The sequence below is a fragment of the Propionivibrio sp. genome (assembly GCF_017995515.1).
In the GTDB taxonomy this organism is placed as follows: domain Bacteria; phylum Pseudomonadota; class Gammaproteobacteria; order Burkholderiales; family Rhodocyclaceae; genus Propionivibrio.
This window is the reverse complement of sequence record NZ_JAGOIT010000015.1, coordinates 15,181-39,549: the sequence shown is the minus strand read 5'-3', so window position 1 is coordinate 39,549 and position 24,369 is coordinate 15,181. Positions and strand designations below refer to the sequence as shown.

Genomic DNA, 24,369 nt, shown 5'->3' with positions numbered 1-24,369 from the left:
TCAGGAGGAGTCGGCATGGACAACTGCCTGTTTTGCAAGATTGCGCGTGGAGACATTCCGTCGCGCAAGGTCTACGAAGACGACGAAGTCTTCGCGTTTCACGACATCAATCCGGCGCGCCCGATGCACCTGCTGGTCGTGCCCAAGCGTCACATCGACTCGCTGCAAACCATTACTTCCGAAGACGAGCCGGTGCTCGGCCGGATGTTGTCGGTGGCCAGGCGACTGGCCGAAGAGAACGGCAGTCCGGACGGCTTTCGTGTCATCATCAACAACGGCCGGGTCGGCGGGCAGGAGGTGCCGCATCTGCACGCGCACATCGTCGGCGGCCCGGAACCGGTCGGGCCGATGCTCAAGCGGGTTTAAAGGAGATTCATCATGGGAAGTTTCAGCATCTGGCACTGGTTGATCGTTCTGCTCATCGTCCTGCTGGTTTTTGGCACGAAGCGGCTGAAGAACATCGGCGAGGACCTCGGTGGCGCCGTCAGAGGCTTCAAGGAAGGCATGAAGTCGGCCGAGGAAAAGGCCGCCGAGGCGGCGCAGCAGCAGGTGACCGGCGGACAGACCATCGAAGGCGAGGTCAAGGAAAAGACGAAGTCGTAGCCGATAACGGTATCGACCACTGGTTGCGCTGTGAGGATGTCATCATTCACAGCGCTTTTCGTTTCTGCCTTCCTCCTGGAAATCCAAACCCATGTTTGACGTCGGTTTTAGCGAGCTCGTCGTGATCGGTATCGTGGCGCTGGTCGTCATCGGACCTGAGCGTCTGCCCCGGGTGGCGCGCATGGCGGGGCATCTGCTCGGCCGGATGCAGCGCTACGTCAACGACGTGAAGGCGGACATCAATCGCGAGATCCAGCTCGACGAACTCCGGAAGCTCAAGAGCGACGTGCAGGATACGGCACTCAATCTGGAAGCGAGCATCCGCGGGGAAATGCGGGCGGTGGAGACGGCAGTCGGCGAGCACGTCCAGTCGGCGCGCAGCGCGCTGGATGATCTGGCGCAGACATCGGCAGCAGGTACTCAAGCCGAGCCGAATGCCGTAACGACCGCGCCCGTGGTCGAACCCGCAGTGGCTCCCGAACAACAACCCGCCGCAAAGGCCTGACGACCTATGGATCAGCAGGAAGACACCTTCCTTTCGCACCTCTTCGAGTTGCGTGATCGTCTGATCAAGGCGCTGCTTTCCATCGGCATCGTCTTTGTCTGTCTTTTTCCGTGGGCGAAGGAACTGTACGCGCTGCTCGCGCAGCCGTTGATCGCGACATTGCCGCAGGGCGGGCAGATGATCGCCACCGACGTCGTCGGCGTCTTCCTGGTGCCGATGAAGGTGGCGCTGATGGTTGCCTTCCTGATCGCGCTGCCGTATGTCCTGTATCAGGTCTGGGCCTTTGTCGCCCCCGGTTTGTACTCGCACGAAAAGCGGCTGGCCTTGCCGCTGGTCGCGGCGAGCGTCGTGTTGTTCTTCGTCGGCATGTCCTTCGCGTACTTCCTCGTGTTTCCGACGGTGTTCAAGTTCATGGCGAACATCGCGCCGGAAGGCGTTGCCTGGATGACGGATATCGAGAAGTACCTGTCGTTCGTGATGTCGACCTTTCTCGCGTTTGGCGTGACGTTCGAGGTGCCGGTCGTCGTCGTGGTGCTCGTCCGGATGAACATCGTCGCCCTGGAGACGCTGAAGGAATGGCGTTCGTACATGATCGTCGCCGCCTTCGTCATCGCCGCGATCTTCACGCCGCCGGACGTGATTTCGCAGCTGATGCTGGCGATCCCGCTCTGTCTGCTCTACGAACTCGGGATGCTGATGGCGAAATTCGTCAGCAAGCCCGTCAAGCCGGAAAGCGACGGTACCGACCTCGTCTGATTCCCGTCGCTCGTCGCGTTATTCACGCTCGCGCGTCAGCGGCGGGCGTTTGCCGATCCTGATCGTCGTCGAGAACTCGGCTTTCTGGCGCAGCAGTCTGAACGGCACGCTGGCGCCGGGTTTGAGCGCGGCGATCAGGTCGAGCATGACCTGTGGGTCCTTGACCGGCTTTCCTTCAACCGAAAGCAGAATGTCGCCCGGGCGGATTCCGCTCGCGTCGGCCGGGCTGCCGCGCTGGACGCCGGCGATCAGGGCGCCGCTGGCGTCCTTCAATTCGAACGATTCGGCCAGTTCCGGTGTGATCTCCTGCGCTTCGACGCCGATCCAGCCGCGCGTCACGGTACCGGTCTGGATGATCTGCTCCATGACGCTGCCGGCGGTCGAGATGGGGATAGCGAAGCCGATGCCGAGCGAGCCGCCCGAGCGTGAGTAAATGGCCGTGTTGATGCCGAGCAGCTTGCCGTGCGTGTCGACGAGTGCGCCGCCGGAGTTGCCGGGGTTGATTGCGGCGTCGGTCTGGATGAAGTTCTCGAAGGTGTTGATGCCCAAGTGTGAGCGACCGAGCGCCGAGACGATGCCCATGGTGACGGTCTGCCCGACGCCGAAGGGATTGCCGATGGCCAGCACGACGTCGCCGACGATCACGTCGTCCATCCGGCCGAGGCTGATCGCCGGAAGCTTGAGTTCCTCCGACGCTTCCGCCTCAATCTGCAAAACGGCCAGATCGGTCTCGGGGTCGCTGCCGACGAGACGCGCCTTCAGATCGCGGCCGTCGTTGAGCGATACTTCGATCTGCTCGGCGGCTTCGATGACGTGATAGTTGGTGAGGACGTAACCACTGGCGCTGACGATGACGCCGGAGCCGAGTCCCGAATTGGGCTGGTCTTCGGATTCGGCCGAGTCGCCAAAGAAATGGCGGAAGATCGGATCGTCAACGAGCGGGTGTTTGGGCGCGACGAGCTTCTGCGTGGTGTATACGTGGACCACCGAAGGCAGCGCCTTCCTTGCCGCTTCGCGGTATGAGCCGCCGGGCGCGGTCTCGGCCGGTTTGCCGGGCTCCCCGGTGCCGCTGATTGCCGGATCGGCGCTGCGCTGCGGCAACCAGTCGGGTTTGAGCGTGCTGATGACGAAGACAACCGCAACCGCTACGGTGACGCTTTGTGCAAAAATCAGCCAGAGTTTACGCATGGGGAACAGAGGAAAAGGAATAAGCGATGAAACGTGAAACGCTGGCGCACTATCTCGACGAATTACTGGAAACCGCGCGCTTCAAGGATTATTGCCCAAACGGTTTGCAAGTGGAAGGACGCGCGGCGATCGGGAAGATCGTCACTGGCGTGACGGCGAGTCAGGCGCTGCTCGATGCGGCGATCGCGCGCGGGGCTGATGCGATACTTGTTCATCATGGCTGGTTCTGGCGCGGCGAGGATGGGCGCATTGCCGGTTTTCGCAGGAATCGGCTCAAGGCGCTGCTGGCGCACGACATCAATCTCTACGCCTATCACCTGCCGCTCGACAGCCACGCCGAGTTCGGCAACAACGCCCAACTGGCGCAGCGGATGGGGTGGGTTGTCGACGGCCGTTTCGGCGAGCACGACCTGGGCTGGTTCGGGCGGCTCGATCAGCCGCTGCGGCGGGCCGAGCTGGTGCAGCGGTTGACTGCCGAACTCGGGCGCGCACCGCAGGTGATCGGTGATGACGACAGCGACCGACCGCTGCTGCGCATCGCCTGGTGCTCGGGCGGCGCGCAGAGCCTGTTCGAGCAGGCCGTCGAGCAAGGCGTCGATGTGTATTTGAGTGGCGAAATTTCAGAGCAGAACGTCCATCTGGCGCGCGAGTCCGGCGTTACCTACATCGCCGCCGGGCATCATGCGACCGAGCGCTACGGCGTACGGGCGCTGGCGGAGCACCTGGCCGAGCGTTTTGACCTGCACTGCGAATTCGTCGATATCGACAGCCCGGTGTGATGAGCCGGCGATACGGATTTGATCGGGCGGTGAGCGTCAGCCGCCCAGCCATTGCTTGCGCAGCGGGTAGGCACCTTCCCGGATGGCCAGCCGCGCGTTGTCTTCCGGCGGCGGGTCGAGGCGCACGGTGAATTCCATCAACTCGTCGCGGCGGAAGGCGTGGATGTGCACCGTGTCGCCCGGCTGATGGCGCGCGAGCAGCTGGTCCAGCGTCGTTGGCGTGACGCGCAGGCCGTCGACGGCGAGCAGCGCATCGCCTGCCGCGAGTCCCGCGGTCTGCGCGGCACCGCCGTCGAAGACGGTGGCCAGGCGAATCTCGTTGGCGCCGTTGTCCCCATTGGTTTTGATGCCGAGCGATGGCGTCTTCGCCGCCGGCGCGGTTTCGAGCGACAGATCGACGCCGAGCGGCGCCAGCAACTTCTTGAGCGGCAGGTCGCGCGTTCCGGAGACGCCTTCCACGAAGAGCCTTTTCAGCTTGAGTCCGGAACATCCCTCGGCTATTTCCCGGATGTCGTCCTCGTCGACGCCGACGCCGGTCTTGCCGTGTTTCTCCCACAGCGCGCGCATGACGTCGTCGAGCGCGACGCGGCCGTCGGTCTTCGCGCGTAGCGTGAGGTCGAGCGCCAGCGCGAAGAGCGCGCCCTTGGCGTAGTAGCTGACGACGGCGTTCGGCGTGTTCTCGTCCGGGCGGTAGAACTTGCTCCAGGCGTCGAAGCTCGACTCGGCCAGCGATTGCTTCAGGCGGCCCGGTGTGCGCAGCACGTTGCTGATCGTCTTGCCCATCAACTCCAGCCAGTCCTTGCGTTCGATGGCGCCGCTGCGCAACAGCGCCAGATCGTCGTAATAGGACGTGAAGCCCTCGAACGCCCAGAGCAGCGTCGTGTAGTTCTCGCGCTCGAGATCACAGGGCGTGAAGGCCGCCGGTTTGATGCGCTTGACGTTCCAGGTGTGGAAGTACTCGTGGCTGCACAGGCCGAGGAAGGTGCGGTAGCCCTCGGGTAGGCCGGTCATGCCGGCGTAGGGGAGGTCGTTACGCGAGCAGAGCAGCGCCGTCGAGGCACGGTGTTCGAGGCCGCCGTAGCCGCTGCCGACTGCAGTGACGAGAAAAACGTAACGCGACATCGGCGCTGGTTCGCCGAAGAAGCGGATCTGCCATTCGCAGATGCGCTTGAGGTCGCGGCACAGGCGACTCATGTCGCAATCGTGGCGACCGGTAATCACGATCTCATGTGGAACGCCACAGGCCTCAAAGGTGGCGTGGCTGAAGCGGCCCATTTCGACCGGGTGGTCGATCAGTTCGTCGTAGTTTTCGGCGCCGTACAGGCCGAAGCCGTGGCGCCTGGCTTTGCCGCGCTTGTCGCCGGCGGCTTGAACTGGATTCATCGCCGTGGCGACGCGCCAGTCCTTGTAGCGTTCGCCTGCCGGCGGCTGGATATCGACGTGGCAAGGCGACTCTTCCTGCCCGATCACGCGCAGGAAGACGCTGGTGCCGTTGAAGAAGGCGTGCGTCTCGTCAAAGTGCGCGCCGCGCACCGAGAGATCCCAGGCGTAGACCTCGACGACGACAGTCAGCGCCGTCGGGTGCTTCAGCGCCGCCGCCTGCCAGGTGTGCTTGTCGAGCTTCTCCAGCGCGACCGGCTTGCCGCCTGCTTCGGCGCGAATAGACACGATGTTGCGGGCGAAGTCGCGGATCAGGTAGCTGCCGGGAATCCATGCCGGCAGCGCGAAACGTTGCCCGACCGGATCGGGCAAATCGACGGTGCAGCGCACTTCGAAGCGATGTGCGGCGGGATGGGCTGGCAGGACGGTGTATAGGATGGGGGTTCGGTCCATGGCTTGCGGGTCGCTGTGGGGAATGCCTCGCATTCTATGGCTAACGTCCGCCAGGCTGGAAAACTGACCGACTGCGGCTTTTTCGCAACGGCCCGAGGCCTTAGTCAATGTCGGGGTGGCGCGCGCACAACACTTTTCTCCCTGCGACGGGCATTATCCGGCTTTGGATGTAGATCAAAATCGCTTTGATTCTTTTCAGAGAGCGTCTGTCAAGAAAACCGCCAAATCGACCCGAGGGAACCATGCGCAAGAATCTTCCAGTGACCAACATCGAAACCAGCCTCCCCGACAATCAGTTCATCTACTCGAGAACGGACCTGAAAGGAGTGATCACCGAAGCCAACGAGGCGTTCTGCAACGTCAGCGGCTATACCCGTGAGGAAATGGTCGGCCAGCCGCACAACATGGTGCGCCACCCGGACATGCCGGAGGCGGCGTTCAAGGACATGTGGGCCGACCTCAAGACCGGGCGGCCGTGGCGCGGCATCGTCAAGAACCGGCGCAAGGACGGCGGCTTCTACTGGGTTGTCGCCAACGTCTCGCCGGTGCGCGAGAACGGCCAGATCGTCGGCTACCAGTCGGTGCGCAGCCGGCCGAGCCGTGAAGAAATCGAGGCGGCGACGGCGGCGTACGAGAAGATCAACCGGGGTAGCTCATCGTTGGTAATCATTCACGGCCACGCCGTCTACAGACATTCGGCGCTGGTCAAGGCGATGACCTCGCTGCGCGGACAGACGTACTTTCTCGGATTCCTGGTGTTGCTGCTGGGCTGTATTGATCTTTCCGAAGTGGTTTTTAGCCTCGATTTTGGATGGGTTCATGAAGCGCTGATGGGCCTTGCCATTGCCTATGCGATCTACTTTGTGGGATTTTTCGTGCCGAAGCTCAGCCGTGATCTCGACAAGATGGCGGACTGGACCGAGAGTCTTTTGACGACCGGTAACCTTAAGCGACGCCTGCTGATTCGACGATCCGACATGCTTGGGTCGGTAGTGAACCGGATGGATGCCTTTGTTTCTTCGGTGCAGGCGACCGTGCAAGGCATGGCCGATACCGCCAGGCATGTGGCCGAATCGACGTCTGAGGTCGAAGCCGGCATGCACGTCGTCCATCGCTCGGCCGAGAAACAGAGCGAGGCGACGTCGGCCGCCGCCGCGGCCGTCGAGGAAGTGACCGTGTCGATCGGCGAAGTGGCCGAGCACGCATACACGACGAAGGAAGTCGCGTTGAACACCGGCGACGTGTCGCGCGAGGGCGCCAAACGCTCGGGCGAAGCGTGTGCGACGATCACGGCGCTGGCCGGGACGGTCAAGGAGTCGGCAGAAAAGGTCGAGACGCTCGGCCAGCGTTCCGCCGAGATCAGCCACATCGCCGGCGAAATCAAGGAGATCGCCGACCAGACCAACCTGCTGGCGCTCAATGCCGCGATCGAAGCGGCACGTGCCGGCGAGCAGGGGCGCGGCTTTGCCGTGGTGGCTGACGAAGTGCGCAAGCTGGCCGAGCGTACCGGCCGTGCGACGCAGCAGATCAGCAGCATGATCGACCTGATCCAGCAGGATACGCAGCGCGCGGTCGAAGGCATGCGCTCCGGCGCCTCGCAGGTCGAGGAAGGCGTTTCGCTCGTGCATTCGGCGCAGGATGCCTTGCAGAAGATCAACGACGAGATGAGCGACACCATCCAGCGCGTCAATGAAATCTCGCACGCGTCCGATGAGCAGCGCGAAGCGATGACGCTGCTCGCGCAGAACGTCGAGCAGGTGGCGTCGATGACCGAGCAGAACGTCGCCGTCGTCACGCAGACCGAGTCGATGGTCGGCCGCCTGACATCGATCGTCGAGCGGATGAACAAGTCGGTGAACCAGTTCACGGTCTGACCCGCCGCGAGAACGACACGAAGGCGAGCCGGGGCTTCCGGCTCGCCTTCGTGCTTTCGGCCCTTCGCCCATGGCGGTCAATAATCGTTAAATAATATTGAACATTTCGTTAAATCCGTACTCGAACGGGCAACGTGCGCCAGTTGCCGGGTTTTCGGCCTCGCCGAACGTGGCCTGGGCGGGTACGCGCTGATGTAACTACAAGAAAAGCAGTACGACGATCACGGTCGATGGCTGGCCGTGGAGAACAGCAGGGCGATCAGTCACTTGAAGCTTCTGCCCCATGTCTGACCGACGGGTTCGCGCCGTTGCGCGCGCGTTTTGGTCGGTCTGGTGGGTGGGCGGCAGGTGGCTGTCGGGAGACAGGGTTCGGCTTGCCGCTTGCAGGTGGTGTGCTAGATTGAAAATCGAAAGTTGAATCCGGAATAAATGCGCTACTGACTTGTCACTTTCGGGATTGACGATGCCTCTTCCTCCTCCGACTGCGGAACGCGCGCGCTTGCATCTGCGCAGCGTCGCGCTTGAAGGCTTCAAGCGTTCCGACGGCTTGTGGGATATCGAGGCGCGCATCGTCGATACGAAAGACCAGGACTACCCGCTTTCCTCCGGTTTGCGCCGGCCCGGCGAGGCGGTGCACGACATGTCGGTGCGCGTCACCATTGACGCGAAGATGAATATCCTCGAAGCGGCCGCGTGTACCGACGCAGCGCCCTACATGGGCCACTGCGACAGCGTTCCGCCGGACTATTCAAGGATCGTCGGGCTGAACCTCTTTCACGGGTTCCGCAAGGCGGTCAAGGATCTGTACGGCGGCACGCGCGGCTGCGCGCACGTCAGCGAATTGCTGATGCAGTTGCCGACCGTGGCTCTGCAGACCTTCGCCAGTGAAGTTCTCGACAACGACGACAGCAAGCACAAGCCATATCAGCTCGAACGCTGTCACGCCCTCGTAGCACATTCGGAAGCGGTCAGGCGCTTTTACCCGCGCTGGTATCGCAGCGGAAACCCCGGGCAGGAGGAGGATGCAAAAGATCTGCCCAATGCTCTTCACTTACATTCAGGCAAGGAAGGTAAATGAACATTCACGAATATCAGGGAAAAGAACTTTTCAAAAAGTTCGGCGTGGCCGTGCCGCGCGGGGTGTTCTGCCAGAGCGTCGACGAGGCCGTGCGAGCGGCCGAGACGCTGGGCGGCAAGGTGTGGGTCGTCAAGGCACAGATCCACGCCGGCGGACGCGGGCAGGGCGGTGGCGTCAAGATTGCGAAGTCGATCGACGAAGTGCGCCAGTATGCCAGCCAGATTCTCGGCATGCAGCTGATCACCTACCAGAACGCACCCGACGGGCAGAAGGTGCGCCGCCTGCTGATCGAGGAAGGCGCCGACATCCGCAAGGAATACTACGTCTCGGTGCTGACCGACCGGCGCTCGCAGAAGGTGACGATGATCGCTTCGGCCGAGGGCGGCATGAACATCGAGGAAGTCGCCCATCACTCGCCGGAGAAGATCCTCACGTATTACATCGATCCGGCCGACGGGCTGACTGACACGCAGGCGGCCGATCTGGCCATCGGCATCGGCATCCCGGACGCGTCGGTCGAGCGCGCGGTCAAGCTGCTCAAGGGCATGTACCAGTGCTACATGCAGACCGACGCCTCGCTCGTCGAAGTCAATCCGCTGATCCTCGAAGGCACCGGCGACATCAAGGCGCTCGACGCCAAGATCATCATCGACGACAACTCGCTCTACCGTCAGCCCGAAGTCATGGAAATGCGCGACTTCGACGAGGAAGATCCGAACGAGATCGCCGCCTCCAAATTCGGCCTGGCCTACATCTCGCTCGACGGCAACATCGGCTGCCTGGTCAACGGCGCCGGCCTGGCGATGGCGACGATGGACACGATCAAGCTGTTCGGCGGCGAGCCGGCCAACTTCCTCGACGTCGGCGGCGGCGCGACGACCGAGAAGGTGACGGAAGCGTTCAAGATCATGATCGGCAACAGCAACGTCAAGGGCATCCTGGTGAACATCTTCGGCGGCATCATGAAGTGCGACACGATCGCCAACGGCGTCATCACGGCGGTGCGCGAAACGCAGCTGAACGTGCCGTTGGTCGTGCGCATGAAGGGGACGAACGAGGAACTCGGCAAGCAGCTGCTGAGAGACTCCGGTCTGCCGATCATTCCGGCGGATTCGATGGCCGAAGCGGCCGAAAAAATCGTTGCGGCCGTCAAGTAAGGGAGCCAAAGAACATGTCGATTCTCATCAACAAGGACACCAAGGTCATCACCCAGGGCATCACCGGCAAGACCGGCCAGTTCCACACCGAGAAATGCCAGGAATACGCCAACGGCAAGAACTGCTTCGTCGCCGGCGTCAATCCCAAGAAGGCCGGCGAAGCCATCTTCGGCATCCCGATCTACGGTACGGTCAAGGAAGCCGCGCAGCAGACCGGCGCCACCGTCTCCGTCATCTACGTGCCGCCACCCGGCGCCGCCGCGGCGATCTGGGAAGCGGTCGAAGCCGACCTCGACCTGGCCATCTGCATCACCGAAGGCATCCCGGTGCGCGACATGCTCGAACTGCGCAGCAAGATGCGCGCGAAGATCGCCGCCGGCGGCAAGGAAACGCTGCTGCTCGGCCCCAACTGCCCAGGTCTCATCACGCCGGACGAAATCAAGATCGGCATCATGCCCGGCCACATTCACAAGAAGGGCCGTATCGGCGTCGTCTCGCGCTCCGGCACGCTGACCTACGAATCGGTCGCCCAGCTCACCGAGATCGGCCTCGGCCAGTCGTCGGCCGTCGGCATCGGCGGCGACCCGATCAACGGCCTGAAACACAAGGACGTCATGCAGATGTTCAATGACGATCCGGAGACCGATGCCGTGATCATGATCGGCGAAATCGGCGGCCCGGACGAGGCCGACGCCGCGCAGTGGTGCAAGGCCAACATGAAGAAGCCGGTCGTCGGCTTCATCGCCGGCGTCACCGCCCCGGCCGGCAAGCGCATGGGCCACGCCGGCGCGCTGATCTCCGGCGGCGCCGACACGGCGGCGGCCAAGCTGGCGATCATGGAAGCGTGCGGCTTCAAGGTGACGCGCAATCCGTCGGAAATGGGCAAGCTCTTGAAGTCGCTGCTGTAATCAGATCTTCTTCACGCTTGAAGGGCCGGGAGCCGATGCTCCCGGCTTTTTTTCGTCCACGGCGCCAAACGATCTCGACCGTGAAGATTTGTAGCGGTACGATCCAGATTCGACCAAGGATCTGGTGGGGCGTGGAATGGCGGCCGAGGAAAGCAGGCAGGACGAAATCGCCAAATTGCAGGAACTGGTGCGGCGCGAGCGCGTGGCGCGGCTCAGGGCGGAGTTGCTGCTCGACAAGAAAACCCAGGAACTCAACGACGAGCGCGAGGCGCTCGCCCAGGAGCGCTTCCTGCTGCAGGCCTTGATGGACAACATCCCCGATTATGTCTACTTCAAGGATAGAAACAGCGCCTTCATCCGTACCAGCCGCGCGCAGGCGACATTGTTCGGCCTGAGCGATCCGGTCGAGGCGGTCGGAAAGACGGACTTCGATTTCTTCTCGCCGGCGCACGCGCAGCAGGCGCGAGCGGATGAACTCGAAATCATCCGCACCGGCAAGACGCTCAACATCGAAGAGCGCGAAACCTGGTTCCACCAGCCCGACACCTGGGTGTCCACGACCAAGGTGCCGCTGCGCAACGAGGAAGGAACGATCATCGGCACCTTCGGCGTTTCGCGCGACATCACCGGAAAGAGACAGGACGAGGAACAGCTGCGCCTCGCGGCGAGCGTCTTCACTCATGCGCGCGAGGGCATTCTGATCACCGACCCGGATGCGATGATCATCGACGTCAATGAGGCGTTCTGCGCGATTACGGGTTATCGGCGCAAGGAGGTGCTCGGCACCAATCCGCGTTTTCTCGGCTCCGGCCTGCATGACGAAGCGTTCTACCGCGCCATGTGGCGCAGTCTGACCGAGGATGGTTACTGGAGCGGCGAGGTCTGGAACCGGCGCAAGGACGGCGAACTGTTCGCCGTACTGCTGACGATCAGTGCCGTGCGCGACAACGAAGGTAATACGACGCAGTATCTCGGCCTGTTCTCGGATATCACCGCGCTCAAGCAGCATGAGCGCGAGCTCGAGCATAACGCGCACTTCGACGCGCTGACCAATCTGCCGAATCGCCTCCTGCTGGCCGACCGCATGCAGCAGAGCATGGCGCAGTCGTTGCGCCGAGGCCAGAAACTGGCCGTTGTTTTCATCGACATCGACGGTTTCAAGAGCGTTAACGATCTGTACGGCCACGGCACCGGCGACCACATGCTGGTGAACCTGGCGAACCGGATGCGCGGGGTGCTGCGCGAAGGCGATACGCTCGCCCGCCTGGGCGGTGACGAATTCGTGGCTGTGCTTCTCGACCTGCCGGATGAGCGCAGCAGCGTCACGACGCTGGAGCGCCTGCTCGCTGCGGCGGCTGAACCGGTGACCTTCGGCGGAACCACCTTCGAGCGCTCGGCGAGCATCGGCGTGACGTTCTTCCTGCAGGACGGTGATCCGTCGGGCGATCAGTTGTTGCGTCAGGCCGACCATGCGATGTACGACGCGAAGCTCGCCGGCAAGAACTGCTACCGCTTCTTCGACCCGGCGCGCGCCTGAGCCGCCGCTTGCGTTCCGGCCGGGGATTTGCCGATTTTTGATATCAGGTCTTGGCTTTCGCCCCCTTGTCGCCGCATACTTGAGGCTACATCAGCCGATTCGAAAGTACCCGTCCGGATCTGTCTTTCCCGATGCGGTACGTCGAATCGACAGCACATCATTGGCTTTGCAGAACATCCGTATCAGAACATTGTAGGTAACGCCCGCGCGCTCATCGCCGGGGTTTGCTAAAGGTGCTTGTTCATGGTCATTGGGTTTCCCGGTGTTGTTGTGGCAGTCGAAGCGTTGTCGTTTTTCTCTCTTGCGGATCGTGTGGCGAGTGCTCGTGTCTTCGCCCGCGCCAGTTGCCTCCCGTCCGCCAGCTTGCCGGTGCCCAAACTCCCGGTGAGTGCCTCCGGATAATTTCTGCGCCACTGCCTGTAACGGATTGGCGTCGCTAAAGCCTTCGTCCGTTATTCCACTGTCTGGTCAGGTCGTTCCATAGCGTCTGGCTTTTTGCCGCGCATCCCTTTTTTCGGATTGGTCATCATGAAAGCCTCAAAAGTGAAATATCCCGGCATCTCCAGCGTCATCCACGGCAACGGCGCGGTGGCGCACGTCATGAGCAACGTCTGCGGCGGCGTCATCGGCTACCCGATCACGCCATCGACCGAGATCGCCGAGATCTATGAAGCGTTCCGTGCCGAAGGCGGCGTCAATGTCTGGGGCAAGCACCCGTTCTTCTTCGAGCCCGAGGGCGAGCATTCGGCGCAGAGCGGCGCGCTCGGCGCGACGCTGACCGGCGGCCAGTTCGTCTCGAACGCCTCGTCGAGCCAGGGCATCCTGTACGCGCTCGAATCGCACTATGTGACGGTCGGCAAGAAGGTCGGCGGCTTCGTGCTGCAGGTGGCCGCACGCGTCGTCTCCAAGCACTCGCTCAACGTGATGGCCGGACACGACGACGTCTACGCGCTGCTTTCCTCCGGCTACACCATCCTCTTCGGCTCGAACCCGCAGGAAGCGGCCGACCTGGCGGCGATTTCCTACCGCGTCTCGGCGCTCTCGCTGATCCCGGTCGCCAATGCGATGGACGGTTTTGCCACCAGCCACATGATGAGCGAGGCGCGCATGCCCGAACCCGAGCTGTTGCGCGAATACCTCGGCGACCCGGCCGGACGTATCAAGGCGCCGACTTTGGCACAGGAAGTTTTGTTTGGTTCCAAGGGGCGCGTATTTCAGTTGTCGCAGTACCTGATGCGGCGCGATAGCGACATCACGCCGACCAACCTCGCCGCGCTGAAGAAATTCCTCGCCACCAACGGCGAAAAGATCGAGAAGGACAACGAAGGCAAACTGGTCGCCAAGACGCTCGCCTGGCTGCCGGAGGAGCTGCACGGTCAGTGGCGGCGGCAGTGGCTCAATTCTTTCGAAAAGGGCACGCGCCAGCTGGTGCCGGCACAGGTCGACATCAACAATCCGGGCCTCACCGGCGCGGTGCAGAACCAGCCGGACTTCCAGGCCGGCTCGGCCGACCACCGCACGCACTTCGTCAGCGAAGTGCCGGGCCTCGTGCGTCAGGCCATGGATGAATACTCGGCGCTGACCGGTCGCACGTATTCGCCGGTCCATACCTTCATGTGCGACGACGCGGAGATGGTGATGGTCGGCCTCGGTTCGGTGACCGACGACGTCGAAGCGGTCGTCACCCATCTGCGCAGCCAGGGCAAGAAGGTCGGCGTCGTCTCGATCAAGCTGCTGCAGCCCTTCCCGGAGGCGGAAGTCGTCGCTGCGCTGAAGGGCAAGAAGGCCGTCACCGTGCTTGAGCGTTCCGAGCAGACCGCACTGACTACGCTGGTGACGCAGGCGCTGTTCAAGGGCTGCGAAAACGCGAGTCAGATGCGCCACGAAGGCATCCCGGCGATCAAGACGATGCCGCGTTTGACCACCGCGATCTTCGGTCTCGGCGGACACGACCTGCAGCCGCGCCACCTGATCGCTGCGTTCAAGAACATGGAAGGCCAGGGCAGCAGCGCACCGCTGATCTACCTCGGCTCGCAGTTCTTCTCCAAGAGCCCGTCGCCGCGCATGGCCGAGCTGCAGAAGCGGCTGCGCGAAGCGTATCCGGCGACCGAGCTGATGGCGCTCGAAACGGGAGACAACCCGCGCCTGCTGCCGGACTCGGCCTTCCGCGTGCGTTTCCATTCGGTCGGCGGCTACGGCACGATCGCCTCGGGCAAGCTGCTGACCGACATCCTCGCCGGCGTGCTCGACATGCACTCGAAGTCGGCGCCGAAGTACGGTTCCGAGAAGAGCGGCGCGCCGACCAACTTCTACATCACGCTCTCGCCCGAGCCGATCAAGATCACCAACGCCGAACTGGAGGACGTCGAGGTCGTCATCTCGCCTGACCACCGCGCGTTCAGCCACACCAATCCGCTACGCGGGTTGGCCGAGGGCGGCACCTTCATCATGCAGTCGAACGCCACGCCCGAGGAAGTCTGGACCGAACTGCCGCCGGCGGCGCGCAAGACGATCCGCGAGAAGAACATCAACTTCTTCATCATCGACGCCTTCGGTGTCGCCAAGCGCAACGCGCCATCGGCCGAACTGGCGACGCGCATGATGGGCATCGCCTTCATCGGCGCCGTCGCCGGGCATGTCCGGCAGGTCGCCGCCGGCGCCTCGGCCGACGCGATCCTCGAGAAGATCGGCAAGCAGATCGCCAAGAAGTTCGGCGCCAAGGGCGCAGCGGTCGTCGAAGGCAATATGGCCGTGATCCGCGAAGGCTTGCAGTCGACGACGCGCGTCGACTACAGCGCCGCGGCGTTCAAGAAGATTGACGCGCGGCCGGCGCCGATTACCCTGCATAACGCCTCGTTGTCGGCGGCGATGTGCCAGCCGGGCGGTTCGTCGGCCTGCGGCGGCATGTTCGACCGCGAGTACTTCGAGGAAATGGTCGCCAAGCCTTTCCGCGAAGGCACGATTGGCGAAGCGCCGGTGCTGCCGGGCACCGGCCTCTTCATGCCGGCCGGCACCGCCGGAGCGAAAGACAAGGGGCTGTTCCGGCGCGCCGTGCCGATCTTCAACCCCGACGTCTGTACCGGCTGCATGGAATGCGCGCTGGTCTGCCCGGATGCGGCGATCCCGAATTCGGTGCACGACATCCACGAACTGCTGCTCACCGCCATCGACACGCTCGACATCACCGAGGCCCAACGCGAAGCGATGCGCGGTCAGATCTTCGGTGTGACCGAAGCCGTGCGCGAAGCGTACCGGCAGAGCAAGACGCCGCGCGCCTTCCATGAGCTCGTCGCCGAAGCCGCCGCCAGGATTACGACGCGGCAGGCGACGCTGCTTGGTAACTTCACCAAACTGGTCGACGTGCTGGCTACCTATCCGGTCGCCAAGACGCGGCCGTTCTTCGACGCGATGGAGAAATCCGTCGCCGGTACGGGCGGGCTGTTTGCCGCCAATATCGACCCGTGGAAGTGCACGGGCTGTCTTGAGTGCGTCGATGTCTGCGGCCCGAAGGCGCTCGTCCCGCACGAACAGGACGCGGCGCTGCTGTCGACCCTGCAGCAGCGCTTCGACTTCATGAGCAAGCTGCCGAACACGCCGGCGCGCTTCGTTGACGACGCGATCGAACCGGGCGGCGAGATCAAGCGCCTGCTGCTCGACCGCTCCAACTACTACTCGACGACCGGCGGTCACGGCGGCTGTCGCGGCTGCGGCGAAGTGACGGCCATCCGTCTCGTGATGGCGACCAACCACGCGATCACCGACAAGCGGCGGCACGAGCACATCGCCGAACTCGAACAACTGATCGCCGACCTCGGCGCGAAGCAGGCGACGCTCGGCAAGAAGGACGCGGCGCGCGGCCAGCGCATTGGCGAACTGATCGCGACGCTGGAAAAACGGCTCTACCTCTACGAGAGCGGCCCGACCGGCAACGGCCCGGCCGGCGCGGTGATCGCCAACTCGACCGGCTGCAGCAGCGTCTATGCCTCGACCTTCCCGTTCAATGCCTACAACGATCCGTGGGTGAACAGCCTCTTCCAGGACGCACAACCGCTGGCCAAGGGCATCTTTGAAGGCATCTCGGCGCAGATGGTCGCCGACGTGCGCGCGCTGCGCGTCGCCCGCCTGGAACTGGAGGACGCGTACGTTCCCGAGGAACAGGAACCGGCGCTGCGCATGCTCGAGTGGAAGGATTTCACGGCAGAGGAAATCGCGCTCATGCCGACGGTGATGACGATCGGCGGCGACGGCGCGACCTACGACATCGGCTTCGGCGCGCTCTCGCGCATCCTGGCGAGCGACACGCCGATCAAGGTGCTGGTGCTTAACACCGGAGCCTACTCGAATACCGGCGGGCAGGCGTCGACGTCGAGCTTCATCGGCCAGGATTCGGATCTGGCGCGCGTCGGCGCAGCGTCCTCCGGCAAGCACGAGGCGCGCAAGGAGCTCGGTCTGATCGCCTCCTTCCACTCCAACGTCTTCGTCTGCTCGACGAGCACCGCGCTGCAGGGGCACTTCCTCAAGAACACGATGGAGTTCCTCTCCTATACCGACTCGCCCGCCGTGCTCGACGTCTATACGCCGTGCCAGGGCGAGCACGGGATCGCCGACAACATCTCGGCGCGCCAGTCGCGCCTGGCCGTCGAGAGCCGGATGAACCCCGTGTTCGTGCATGACCCGCGGCGCGGCAAGACGCTGCACGAGTGGTTCTCGCTTGACGGCAACCCGGATCCCGAGCAGACCTGGAGCAGCACCTCGCTCGAATACCTCGACGCCGAAGGCGAGCTGCAGTTGATGACGATGGCGCTGACGCCGGCGCACTTCGCGCTCGGCGAAATCCGCTTCAAGAAGCAGTTCAGCAAGCTCAACGGCAACGAGGCAGGACTGGTTCCGATCGACGAGTTCATCGATCTGCACGAGTCGCAACGCGCCGGCAAGACGCCGTTCATCTACTCGGCCGACAGCAAGAAGCGTCTGATTCGTTTGCGTGTCTCGCCTTCGGTCGTTGCGCTCGTCGAGGAACGGCGCAAGTACTGGCATCTGCTGCAATACCTCGCCGGCCAGCACGTCTCGAAGATGAGCGCCGAATACCAGGCCGGCATCGCCGCGCTGAAGGCACAGGTGCAGGACGGCATGAAGCAGCGCGACTCGTCGATCGACAGCTTTGCGCGCGCCATGTCGGAGCTGGCGGCGTCGAGCAAGGCGCAGGTCGGCAACGGCGTCACGATCCCGATCGTGCCGGTCTCCGGTGCCGCGCCTGCCGCCAATGCGCCGGCTGCGGCGACAGCGACGGCCGATGCGCTTGTCACGTACGACGAGGCCGATCAGGTGAAATGCACCAACTGCAAGACCTGCTACCAGGATCTGTCCGAGCTCTTTGAGAAGACGCGCATCGTCGTCAATGGCGAGAGCCGCGAAGTCGGGCGCCTGATCCCCGGCATCCTTGAGCGCGTGACGCCGACACCTGAGCTCAAGGCGCGCGTCAAGCGGGTGTCGGCCAACTGCGACGCGGAGATCATTCGATGAGCACGGGCAACTCCAACGCCGGTTCCGCCGGCCGGGAAGACCTCTTCCGTTACCTCGATGCCGGCAAGTCGCTGGAGAGCACGCAGGCCCAGCTTGAGGCGCTCGAGGAATCGGAAGCGGTCGAAACCTTCCACCACCAGATGGCGCTCCTGCAGCGCCGGCTGCTTGCCGACCCGCAGGCGTTCCGCGACATGTTCATCGCCGACGGCACCAACGCGATCGTCTGGGAGTTCAAACAGCCCGAGCTCGGCGCAGATTTCATCAAGACGTTCTGGAGTCTGCTGCTGCGCGACGACGATACGAGCAAGGTGCTGATGCGCTTTGTCTGGAACGTGCCGCTCGGCTTGAAGCGCAAGTTCGTGCGCGCCATTGACCAGCATCTGTCGGAGCGCTATCCGATGTTCAAGGGGCTGTCCGAAGGCTGGCCGGCGGAAAGTTTCATCCCGCCGTACATCCGTTCGCCCGAAGAGCGGTCCACGGACTTCGAGCTGGTGAACCAGGGCTACCTCGGCTACATGAACCTCGGCTACAGCGCGCGCGAAGTCGATCTCATCGTCTGGCTCGAAGTGCTGCGCGACAAGCAGTGCGAGGAGCGTCCCTGCGAAATCGGCCTGCACGTCGCCGGCAAGGCCGATCCGAAGGGCGGCTGTCCGGTCAAGATCCACATCCCGAAGGTGCTGGAGCTGATGGGTAACGGCAAGTTCCGCGAGGCGATGGAGCTGATCGAGAGCTGCAACCCGCTGCCCAACGTCACCGGCCGCGTTTGCCCGCAAGAGCTGCAATGCCAGGGCGTCTGCGCGCACACCAAGCAGCCGATCGAAATCGGCCAGCTGGAGTGGTTCCTGCCGCAGCGCGAGAAGGTCGTCAATCCGGACGGCGTGGTCGAACGTTTTGCCAGCGTGCCCGATCCGTGGGCGCGTGCGGTCAAGCCGCCGATCGCCATCGTCGGCTCCGGGCCGGCTGGTCTGATCAACGCCTACCTGCTCGCCGCCGAGGGTTTCCCGGTGACGGTGTTCGAAGCCTTCCACGCGCTCGGCGGCGTGCTGCGCTACGGCATTCCCGAGTTTCGCCTGCCCAATTCGCTGATCGACGACGTGGTCGCCAAGATCAAGCTGCTCGGCGGCGAGTTCGTGCAGAACTTCGTCGTCGGCAAGACGGCGACGCTGCAGGACCTGCGTGCGGCCGGCTTCTGGAAAGTCTTCGTCGGCACCGGCGCCGGGCTGCCGCGTTTCATGAACGTGCCGGGCGAGCACCTGCTCAACGTGATGTCAGCCAACGAGTTCCTGACCCGCGTCAATCTGATGCAGGGGCTGCGCGCCGATTACGAGACGCCGCTGCCTGAGACGAAGGGCAAGGAAGTCATCATCATCGGCGGCGGCAACACCGCGATGGACGCGGCGCGCACGGCACGCCGGCTCGGCGGCAACGTCACCATCGTCTATCGCCGCACGCAGAGCGAAATGCCGGCGCGCGTCGAGGAACTGCACCACGCGCTGGAAGAGGGGATCAAGCTCAAGGTGCTGCGCTCGCCGTGCGAATTCATCGGCGACGACAAGACGCACTTCGTCAAGGCGGCGAACCTTGAAGTCATCGCGCTCGGCGAACCGGATGCGTCCGGCCGCCGCAGTCCGGTCGCCACCGGCGAGAAGGAGCTGATGAAGGCCGATCTCGTCATCATGGCGCTCGGCAACGCCCCGAACCCGATCATCAAGGATTCGGAGCCGAGCCTCAAGACGACCAAGTGGGGCACCATCGACCTCGCCACCAAGGGGTCGATGAAGACCTCGCTCGACGGCATCTACTCGGGCGGCGATGCGGCGCGCGGCGGTTCGACGGCGATCCGCGCCGCCGGCGATGGCCAGGCCGCGGCGCGCGAGATCGTCGGCGACATCGACCTTTCGCACGAGCAGATCGCGCACATGGTCGAAACGGCGCGCGAATACACCGAGATGGGCGCGACGCCGCAGACCATCGTCGACAAGATCGAACTCGCCGGCGGCATCGTCGAGTTCATCGTCAAGGCGCCGATGATTGCCAAATCGGCGCGCGCCGGCCAGTTCGTGCGCGTGCTCGCCTGGCCGGACGGCGAACTGATCCCGCTGACGCTCGCCGACTGGGACGCCAAGGCCGGCACCATCTGCCTCGTCGTGCAGGGCATGGGAACGACCAGCCTCAACATCAACAAGATGCAGATCGGCGAAGCCTTCACCGGCATCGCCGGGCCGCTTGGGCAGCCGAGCGAACTGCATCAGTACGATGCCGAGAAGGAAACCGTCGTCTTCACCGCCGGCGGCGTCGGCCTGCCGCCCGTCTACCCGATCGCACGCGAGCATCTCAGGCTCGGCAACCACGTGACGCTGATCTCGGGCTTCCGCAACGCCAACCTGCTGTTCTGGGTCGGCGAGGACGAGCGCATGGGCCAGCTCAAGGCCGAATTCGGCGACCAGCTCGATCTCATCTACTGTAGCAACGACGGCAGCTTCGGCCTGCACGGCTTCGTCACCACGCCGCTCGAGGAAATGCTCAAGAACGGCAAGACGAGCAAGGGCCGCAGCATCGCCGAAGTCGTCACCATCGGCCCGCCGTTGATGATGCGCGCGGTGAGCGACCTGACCAAGCCCTATGGCGTAAAGACCGTCGCCAGCCTCAACTCGATCATGGTCGACGCGACGGGCATGTGCGGCGCGTGCATGGTGCCGGTCAACATCGAAGGCAAGATGGTGCGCAAGCACGCCTGCATCGACGGCCCGGAAATCGACAGCCACATCATCGACTGGGACAAGTTCCTGCCGCGCTTCGGGCTATTCAAGGTGCAGGAGCAGGAAAGCAAGGTGAAGCACGGGTTGGCGTGATCCCCGATTCGGCAAGGGGTCCGGGGCCGCGAACGGCCCAGGGTTGGTTCTTGCTCTATCCTGGAAAAAGCAGTTAACCACAACGTGCACAACGCGCACGACGGAAAAGCAAGGCTTTATGACTCATTCGGGATTCACCCGGCGGGTGACGATGCCGCAGGGTTTGAAAACCTTGCTTTTCGTTGTGTCCGTTGTGTCGTTGTGGTTTGAACTGAGGTTTCAAGGTTGATTGAGCATGGTTGCGAGTGAAGTCAGCGCAGTGGCGAAATAGCGCTTTCGGCCAGCAACCGGCATGGCGGGATGGAAGAATCCGGTAGCGCGAATGACAGATAACCGATCCGGAACCCGCCGTTCGGATTGTCCCGGCCAACTGACGCAAGTCAGTTGCGGCGATGCGGTGACAAGCGCTTTACCTGGCGGGGTCGCGTTCGGAGTAGCCGGCTTCGCGCTGGTTGCGGATCGCCAGCACGAATACCGCATCCATCTCGGGTACGTAGCGATACAAGGCGACATACCCATGTGAACGACGGCCGATCACCAGTTCGCGCTTGGCATTTGCCACCGGACGACCGATCAACGGGTTCTGCGCCAGAATTTCCAGAGCGGCAATGATTTCGCCAATGCGCTGCACAGGATTTTCCTCTTCGTGGCTGGCCAGATAATCGAGGATGCGATCGAAATCCTCCGCAACCTCCGGCGCCAACTCAATGCAAGACGCCATCAGCGTGCCAGTTTGCGTGCAACGGGGCGCTTCGTCGCCTTGCCGGCCATGCGCGCTTCCAGATAAACGCGCATTTCCTGCCACGGGATGGTTTTCCCGGTGGACACAACGCCGGCATAGCGATTTTCCGCTACGGCATCGAAATCGGCGCGGCGTTCAGCTTGCTCTGCTTTCTCGATAATTGCCTCGAGAATGAAGCCATGAGCCGTCGTTCCGGCGTGTTTGGCTGCGGCCGCAATGCGGGTTTTCAGATCATCCGGCAGGCGGATGGTGGTGGTTGGCATGTCAGGCTCCAGACAAAGTAATGGAGGCCAATGTAGCACGTTTGTGCTACGCAGCAAGGTTTTCCAGGCGTCGCCTTGCTGCCTTGCTGTTCTCTGAAGGCGCAGGCATTTCCATCGGCGAATGCGGAGGGCGCTGCAACTCCCGCGCTTGTCGCAAAGTACTTCAACGGCGGGAAATCGATATGGCGTTCAGCCTTGCTCCCTTCGGTCGCAGGGCGCTACGTTGAACGGCTTCTTTCCTGTACCTCGAATGGCTGGGTGCTCTACGGAACGTTCGGCGAATTCTGCAAGTCAGGCAAGTTTTCATGACTAATGGGTGGAGCTCCGTTCCGGACACCTTGGATGCCGTTCGTGCTCCGATCGATCCGACTAGATCTTTGTCTTGACGGCAAAAATGGCGCTCTGTAGCATCCGGCGGTTACTCCGATTCGATCGTTGACCATCACCAGGGGGCTTCCATGAAAAAGACATTTTCTCTCTTGACGCTCGCGGCAGCTTTGGCCGCCAGCGTCTCCATCGTCGGGTGTTCCGGCTCAAGCAGCAGCAGCGACGACGTCATCAAGATCGGCGTGTTCGAGCCGCTGACCGGCGCCAACGGCGCGGGCGGTGCCGACGAATACGACGGCATCAAGCTGGCCAACAAGCTGTCCCCGGAAGTGCTGGGCAAGAAGGTGCAACTGGTCGTTGTCGACAACAAGTCGGACAAGGTGGAGGCCGCCAACGCCGCGACCGTGCTTGCGCAGAAGGAGAAGGTCAACGCCGTGCTCGGCTCATGGGGCAGTTCGCTGTCGATGGCCGGTGGCCCGATCTTCGCCGAAGCCAAGATTCCCGCAGTCGCCGTTTCGGCGACCAACCCGGCCGTGACCAAGGGCAACGATTTCTACTTCCGCGTCTGCTTCCTCGATCCGTTCCAGGGCACCGTCGGCGCTGCCTACGCGTTCAACGAACTCAAGGCGAAGAAGGTTGCGATCATCCGTGAAGTGTCGAACGACTACTCCGTCGGCCTCGCCAAGTTCTTCGTCGATCATTTCGTCAAGCTCTCCGGCGACGAGAAGGCTATCGTCGCGACGGCCGACTACAACACCGGCGACCAGGACTTCTCGGCGCAGCTGACCAACATCAAGCAGTTCGAGCCGGACGTCATCTTCGCGCCGGGCAACTACACGGAATCCGCGCTGATCATCAAGCAGGCACGCGATCTCGGCATCACCGCCAAGTTCATCGGCGGCGACACCTGGGACATCAACGCCTTCCTCGAAGTTGGCGGTGCCGCGGTCGAAGGCGCAATTGTTTCCACCTTCTTCGCCAATGACGTGCCGATCAACAAGACCTCGGAAGCCTTCCTGAAGTCCTTCCGCGACGAATACAAGAAGGAGCCGCCGGCTGTTGCAGCGCTCGGTTACGACGCTTACCTCGTCGTCCTCGACGCGATCAAGCGTGCCAATTCTGCCGAGCCGGAGAAGATCCGCGAAGCGCTGACGCAGACCAAGGACTTCGAAGGCTCTGCCGGTTCCATCACCATCAACGCTGAGCGCAACGCCGACAAGGCGGCGGTGTTCAAGACGGTTAAGGATGGCAAGTTCGTCTTCCTGACGACCGTCAAGCCCTGATCCGGTAGTGTGCGGCGGCTAGTTCGCCGCGATGTGGTAGGAGCCCGGTTACACCGGGCGATTGAAGCGGCTCTACGAAGAAAAGCTGCTATCGCGCAGAGAATCTGTGCTCCTATCATCTACATTTATAGTCAGCTTGCACCAGGAATCCGAATGTGCGGCCGAGTTCGCCGGCGCATTCGGATTTTTCTTGAAGCATCCGCACGGTTATCAACGCCGAAAACAAGAGCGTGAAACCGCGCCGCCGCTTCTGAAAGAACGTCATGGATTTTCAAACTTTTCTCCAGCAGTTCGTCAATGCACTGTCGCTCGGCAGCCTGTACGCGCTGATCGCCATCGGCTACACGATGGTCTACGGCATCCTCCGCCTGATCAACTTCGCCCACGGCGACGTCTTCATGCTTGGCGGCTATCTCGCCTTCTTCGGCGTCAGTACCTTCTTCATGCCCTGGTGGCTGGCGGTCGTCGTTGCCATCGCGCTGACCACGGTCTTCGGCGTCGGGCTCGAGCGCGCGGCCTACCGTCCGCTGCGTGATTCGCCGCGCATCTCGATCATGATCAGCGCGATCGGCGCCTCGTTCCTCATCGAGAATCTGGCCATCGTGCTCTTCGACGCGCGTCCCAAGGCCTTCCCGGTGCCGGCGTTCTTCTCGCAGAACCTCATGTTCGGCGGCGTGCGCGTTTCCACCGTCAGCCTGGTCATCCCGCTCGTCACCGCGCTGATCCTCGCCGCGCTGCTCTGGATCGTGCATCGCACCAAGACCGGCATGGCCATGCGCGCCGTGTCGACCGACATCGACGCCGCGCGCCTGATGGCGATCGACGTGAACAAGATCGTCTCGATCACCTTCGCCATCGGTAGTGCGCTGGCGGCGGTCGGCGGCATCATGTGGGCGATGAAGTACCCGCGCCTCGAGCCGCTGATGGGCATCATGCCCGGCTTGAAGTGCTTCATCGCGGCCGTCATCGGCGGTATCGGCAGCATCGCCGGCGCCGTGCTCGGCGGCCTGCTGCTCGGCATCATCGAGCTGATGACCATCGCCTTCCTGCCGGAGTTCACCGGCTACAAGGACGCTTTCGCTTTCATCCTGCTGATCGTCGTCCTGCTCGTCAAACCCACCGGCTTGCTCGGCAAGAACCAGGGGGAGAAGGTCTAATGAA

19 protein-coding genes are annotated in these 24,369 nt (G+C 62.9%); 14 read left to right on the top strand and 5 right to left on the bottom strand.

Features of this window, described 5'->3' with window-relative positions:
• The first annotated feature begins 15 nt into the window (after positions 1-15).
• The 4 genes from KBA32_RS04160 to tatC all read left to right on the top strand — a co-directional run bounded on the left by KBA32_RS04160 (position 16) and on the right by tatC (position 1,864).
• Positions 16-366 carry a histidine triad nucleotide-binding protein gene (locus KBA32_RS04160; RefSeq protein ID WP_294355725.1) on the top strand — a complete coding sequence of 117 codons (351 nt, stop codon included), beginning with the start codon at positions 16-18 and terminating at the stop codon, positions 364-366.
• Positions 367-378: 12 nt separating this feature from the next.
• Positions 379-603 (top strand): Sec-independent protein translocase subunit TatA, encoded by a 225-nt coding sequence (gene tatA, locus KBA32_RS04155; protein WP_294355722.1) that lies wholly within the window; start codon positions 379-381, stop codon positions 601-603.
• Positions 604-694: 91 nt separating this feature from the next.
• Entirely contained in the window at positions 695-1,108 is a 414-nt protein-coding gene (gene tatB, locus KBA32_RS04150; RefSeq protein ID WP_294355718.1) for a Sec-independent protein translocase protein TatB, read from the top strand.
• Between the two features lie 6 nt (positions 1,109-1,114).
• Complete coding sequence (tatC, locus tag KBA32_RS04145) at positions 1,115-1,864, top strand: twin-arginine translocase subunit TatC (protein ID WP_294355715.1); 750 nt, start codon at positions 1,115-1,117, stop codon at positions 1,862-1,864.
• Between the two features lie 18 nt (positions 1,865-1,882).
• Here tatC and KBA32_RS04140 read toward each other — a convergent pair whose 3' ends face one another.
• Positions 1,883-3,052, bottom strand: a complete 1,170-nt coding sequence (locus KBA32_RS04140) for a Do family serine endopeptidase (RefSeq protein WP_294355713.1) — start codon at positions 3,050-3,052, stop codon at positions 1,883-1,885.
• 26 nt (positions 3,053-3,078) lie between these two features.
• On the opposite strand from KBA32_RS04140, the gene KBA32_RS04135 reads away from it, so the two are divergent.
• Positions 3,079-3,831 carry a Nif3-like dinuclear metal center hexameric protein gene (locus tag KBA32_RS04135; RefSeq protein ID WP_294355711.1) on the top strand — a complete coding sequence of 251 codons (753 nt, stop codon included), beginning with the start codon at positions 3,079-3,081 and terminating at the stop codon, positions 3,829-3,831.
• A gap of 36 nt (positions 3,832-3,867) precedes the next feature.
• On the opposite strand, the gene KBA32_RS04130 is transcribed toward KBA32_RS04135, so the two are convergent.
• Positions 3,868-5,664, bottom strand: coding sequence for a M61 family metallopeptidase (locus tag KBA32_RS04130; RefSeq protein ID WP_294355709.1), 1,797 nt, complete (start codon positions 5,662-5,664; stop codon positions 3,868-3,870).
• A gap of 242 nt (positions 5,665-5,906) precedes the next feature.
• Between KBA32_RS04130 and KBA32_RS04125 the strand changes: the two genes are divergently transcribed.
• From KBA32_RS04125 to KBA32_RS04105, 5 genes are all read left to right on the top strand, one after another.
• A complete protein-coding gene (locus KBA32_RS04125; RefSeq protein WP_294355706.1) occupies positions 5,907-7,538 on the top strand; it encodes a PAS domain-containing methyl-accepting chemotaxis protein in 1,632 nt (543 codons plus the stop codon).
• 463 nt (positions 7,539-8,001) lie between these two features.
• On the top strand, positions 8,002-8,616 hold the full coding sequence (locus KBA32_RS04120) for a DUF2889 domain-containing protein (RefSeq protein ID WP_294355705.1): 615 nt from the start codon (positions 8,002-8,004) through the stop codon (positions 8,614-8,616).
• Positions 8,613-9,773, top strand: a complete 1,161-nt coding sequence (sucC, locus tag KBA32_RS04115; RefSeq protein WP_294355702.1) for an ADP-forming succinate--CoA ligase subunit beta — start codon at positions 8,613-8,615, stop codon at positions 9,771-9,773. The genes KBA32_RS04120 and sucC overlap by 4 nt, the downstream gene beginning before the upstream one ends.
• 14 nt (positions 9,774-9,787) lie before the next feature.
• Positions 9,788-10,681 carry a succinate--CoA ligase subunit alpha gene (sucD, locus tag KBA32_RS04110; protein ID WP_294355699.1) on the top strand — a complete coding sequence of 298 codons (894 nt, stop codon included), beginning with the start codon at positions 9,788-9,790 and terminating at the stop codon, positions 10,679-10,681.
• Positions 10,682-10,817: 136 nt separating this feature from the next.
• Positions 10,818-12,218, top strand: a complete 1,401-nt coding sequence (locus KBA32_RS04105; RefSeq protein ID WP_294355697.1) for a diguanylate cyclase — start codon at positions 10,818-10,820, stop codon at positions 12,216-12,218.
• A gap of 90 nt (positions 12,219-12,308) precedes the next feature.
• Here KBA32_RS04105 and KBA32_RS04100 read toward each other — a convergent pair whose 3' ends face one another.
• On the bottom strand, positions 12,309-12,632 hold the full coding sequence (locus KBA32_RS04100; RefSeq protein ID WP_294355695.1) for a hypothetical protein: 324 nt from the start codon (positions 12,630-12,632) through the stop codon (positions 12,309-12,311).
• A 114-nt stretch (positions 12,633-12,746) separates the two neighbouring features.
• Here KBA32_RS04100 and KBA32_RS04095 point away from each other — a divergent pair, with 114 nt between their 5' ends.
• Both KBA32_RS04095 and KBA32_RS04090 read left to right on the top strand, forming a co-directional pair.
• Entirely contained in the window at positions 12,747-17,741 is a 4,995-nt protein-coding gene (locus KBA32_RS04095; RefSeq protein WP_294355693.1) for a 2-oxoacid:acceptor oxidoreductase family protein, read from the top strand.
• Positions 17,738-20,593 (top strand): sulfide/dihydroorotate dehydrogenase-like FAD/NAD-binding protein, encoded by a 2,856-nt coding sequence (locus KBA32_RS04090; protein ID WP_294355691.1) that lies wholly within the window; start codon positions 17,738-17,740, stop codon positions 20,591-20,593. Before KBA32_RS04095 ends, KBA32_RS04090 begins: the two co-directional genes overlap by 4 nt.
• 409 nt (positions 20,594-21,002) lie before the next feature.
• Here KBA32_RS04090 and KBA32_RS04085 read toward each other — a convergent pair whose 3' ends face one another.
• Both KBA32_RS04085 and KBA32_RS04080 read right to left on the bottom strand, forming a co-directional pair.
• A complete protein-coding gene (locus KBA32_RS04085) occupies positions 21,003-21,314 on the bottom strand; it encodes a type II toxin-antitoxin system RelE/ParE family toxin (RefSeq protein ID WP_294355688.1) in 312 nt (103 codons plus the stop codon).
• A complete protein-coding gene (locus KBA32_RS04080; protein WP_294355683.1) occupies positions 21,314-21,598 on the bottom strand; it encodes a DUF1778 domain-containing protein in 285 nt (94 codons plus the stop codon). Before KBA32_RS04080 ends, KBA32_RS04085 begins: the two co-directional genes overlap by 1 nt.
• Before the next feature lie 458 nt (positions 21,599-22,056).
• On the opposite strand from KBA32_RS04080, the gene KBA32_RS04075 reads away from it, so the two are divergent.
• Positions 22,057-23,208, top strand: coding sequence for an ABC transporter substrate-binding protein (locus tag KBA32_RS04075; RefSeq protein ID WP_294355682.1), 1,152 nt, complete (start codon positions 22,057-22,059; stop codon positions 23,206-23,208).
• A 263-nt stretch (positions 23,209-23,471) separates the two neighbouring features.
• Complete coding sequence (locus KBA32_RS04070; protein WP_294355679.1) at positions 23,472-24,365, top strand: branched-chain amino acid ABC transporter permease; 894 nt, start codon at positions 23,472-23,474, stop codon at positions 24,363-24,365.
• Positions 24,366-24,369 lie beyond the last annotated feature (4 nt).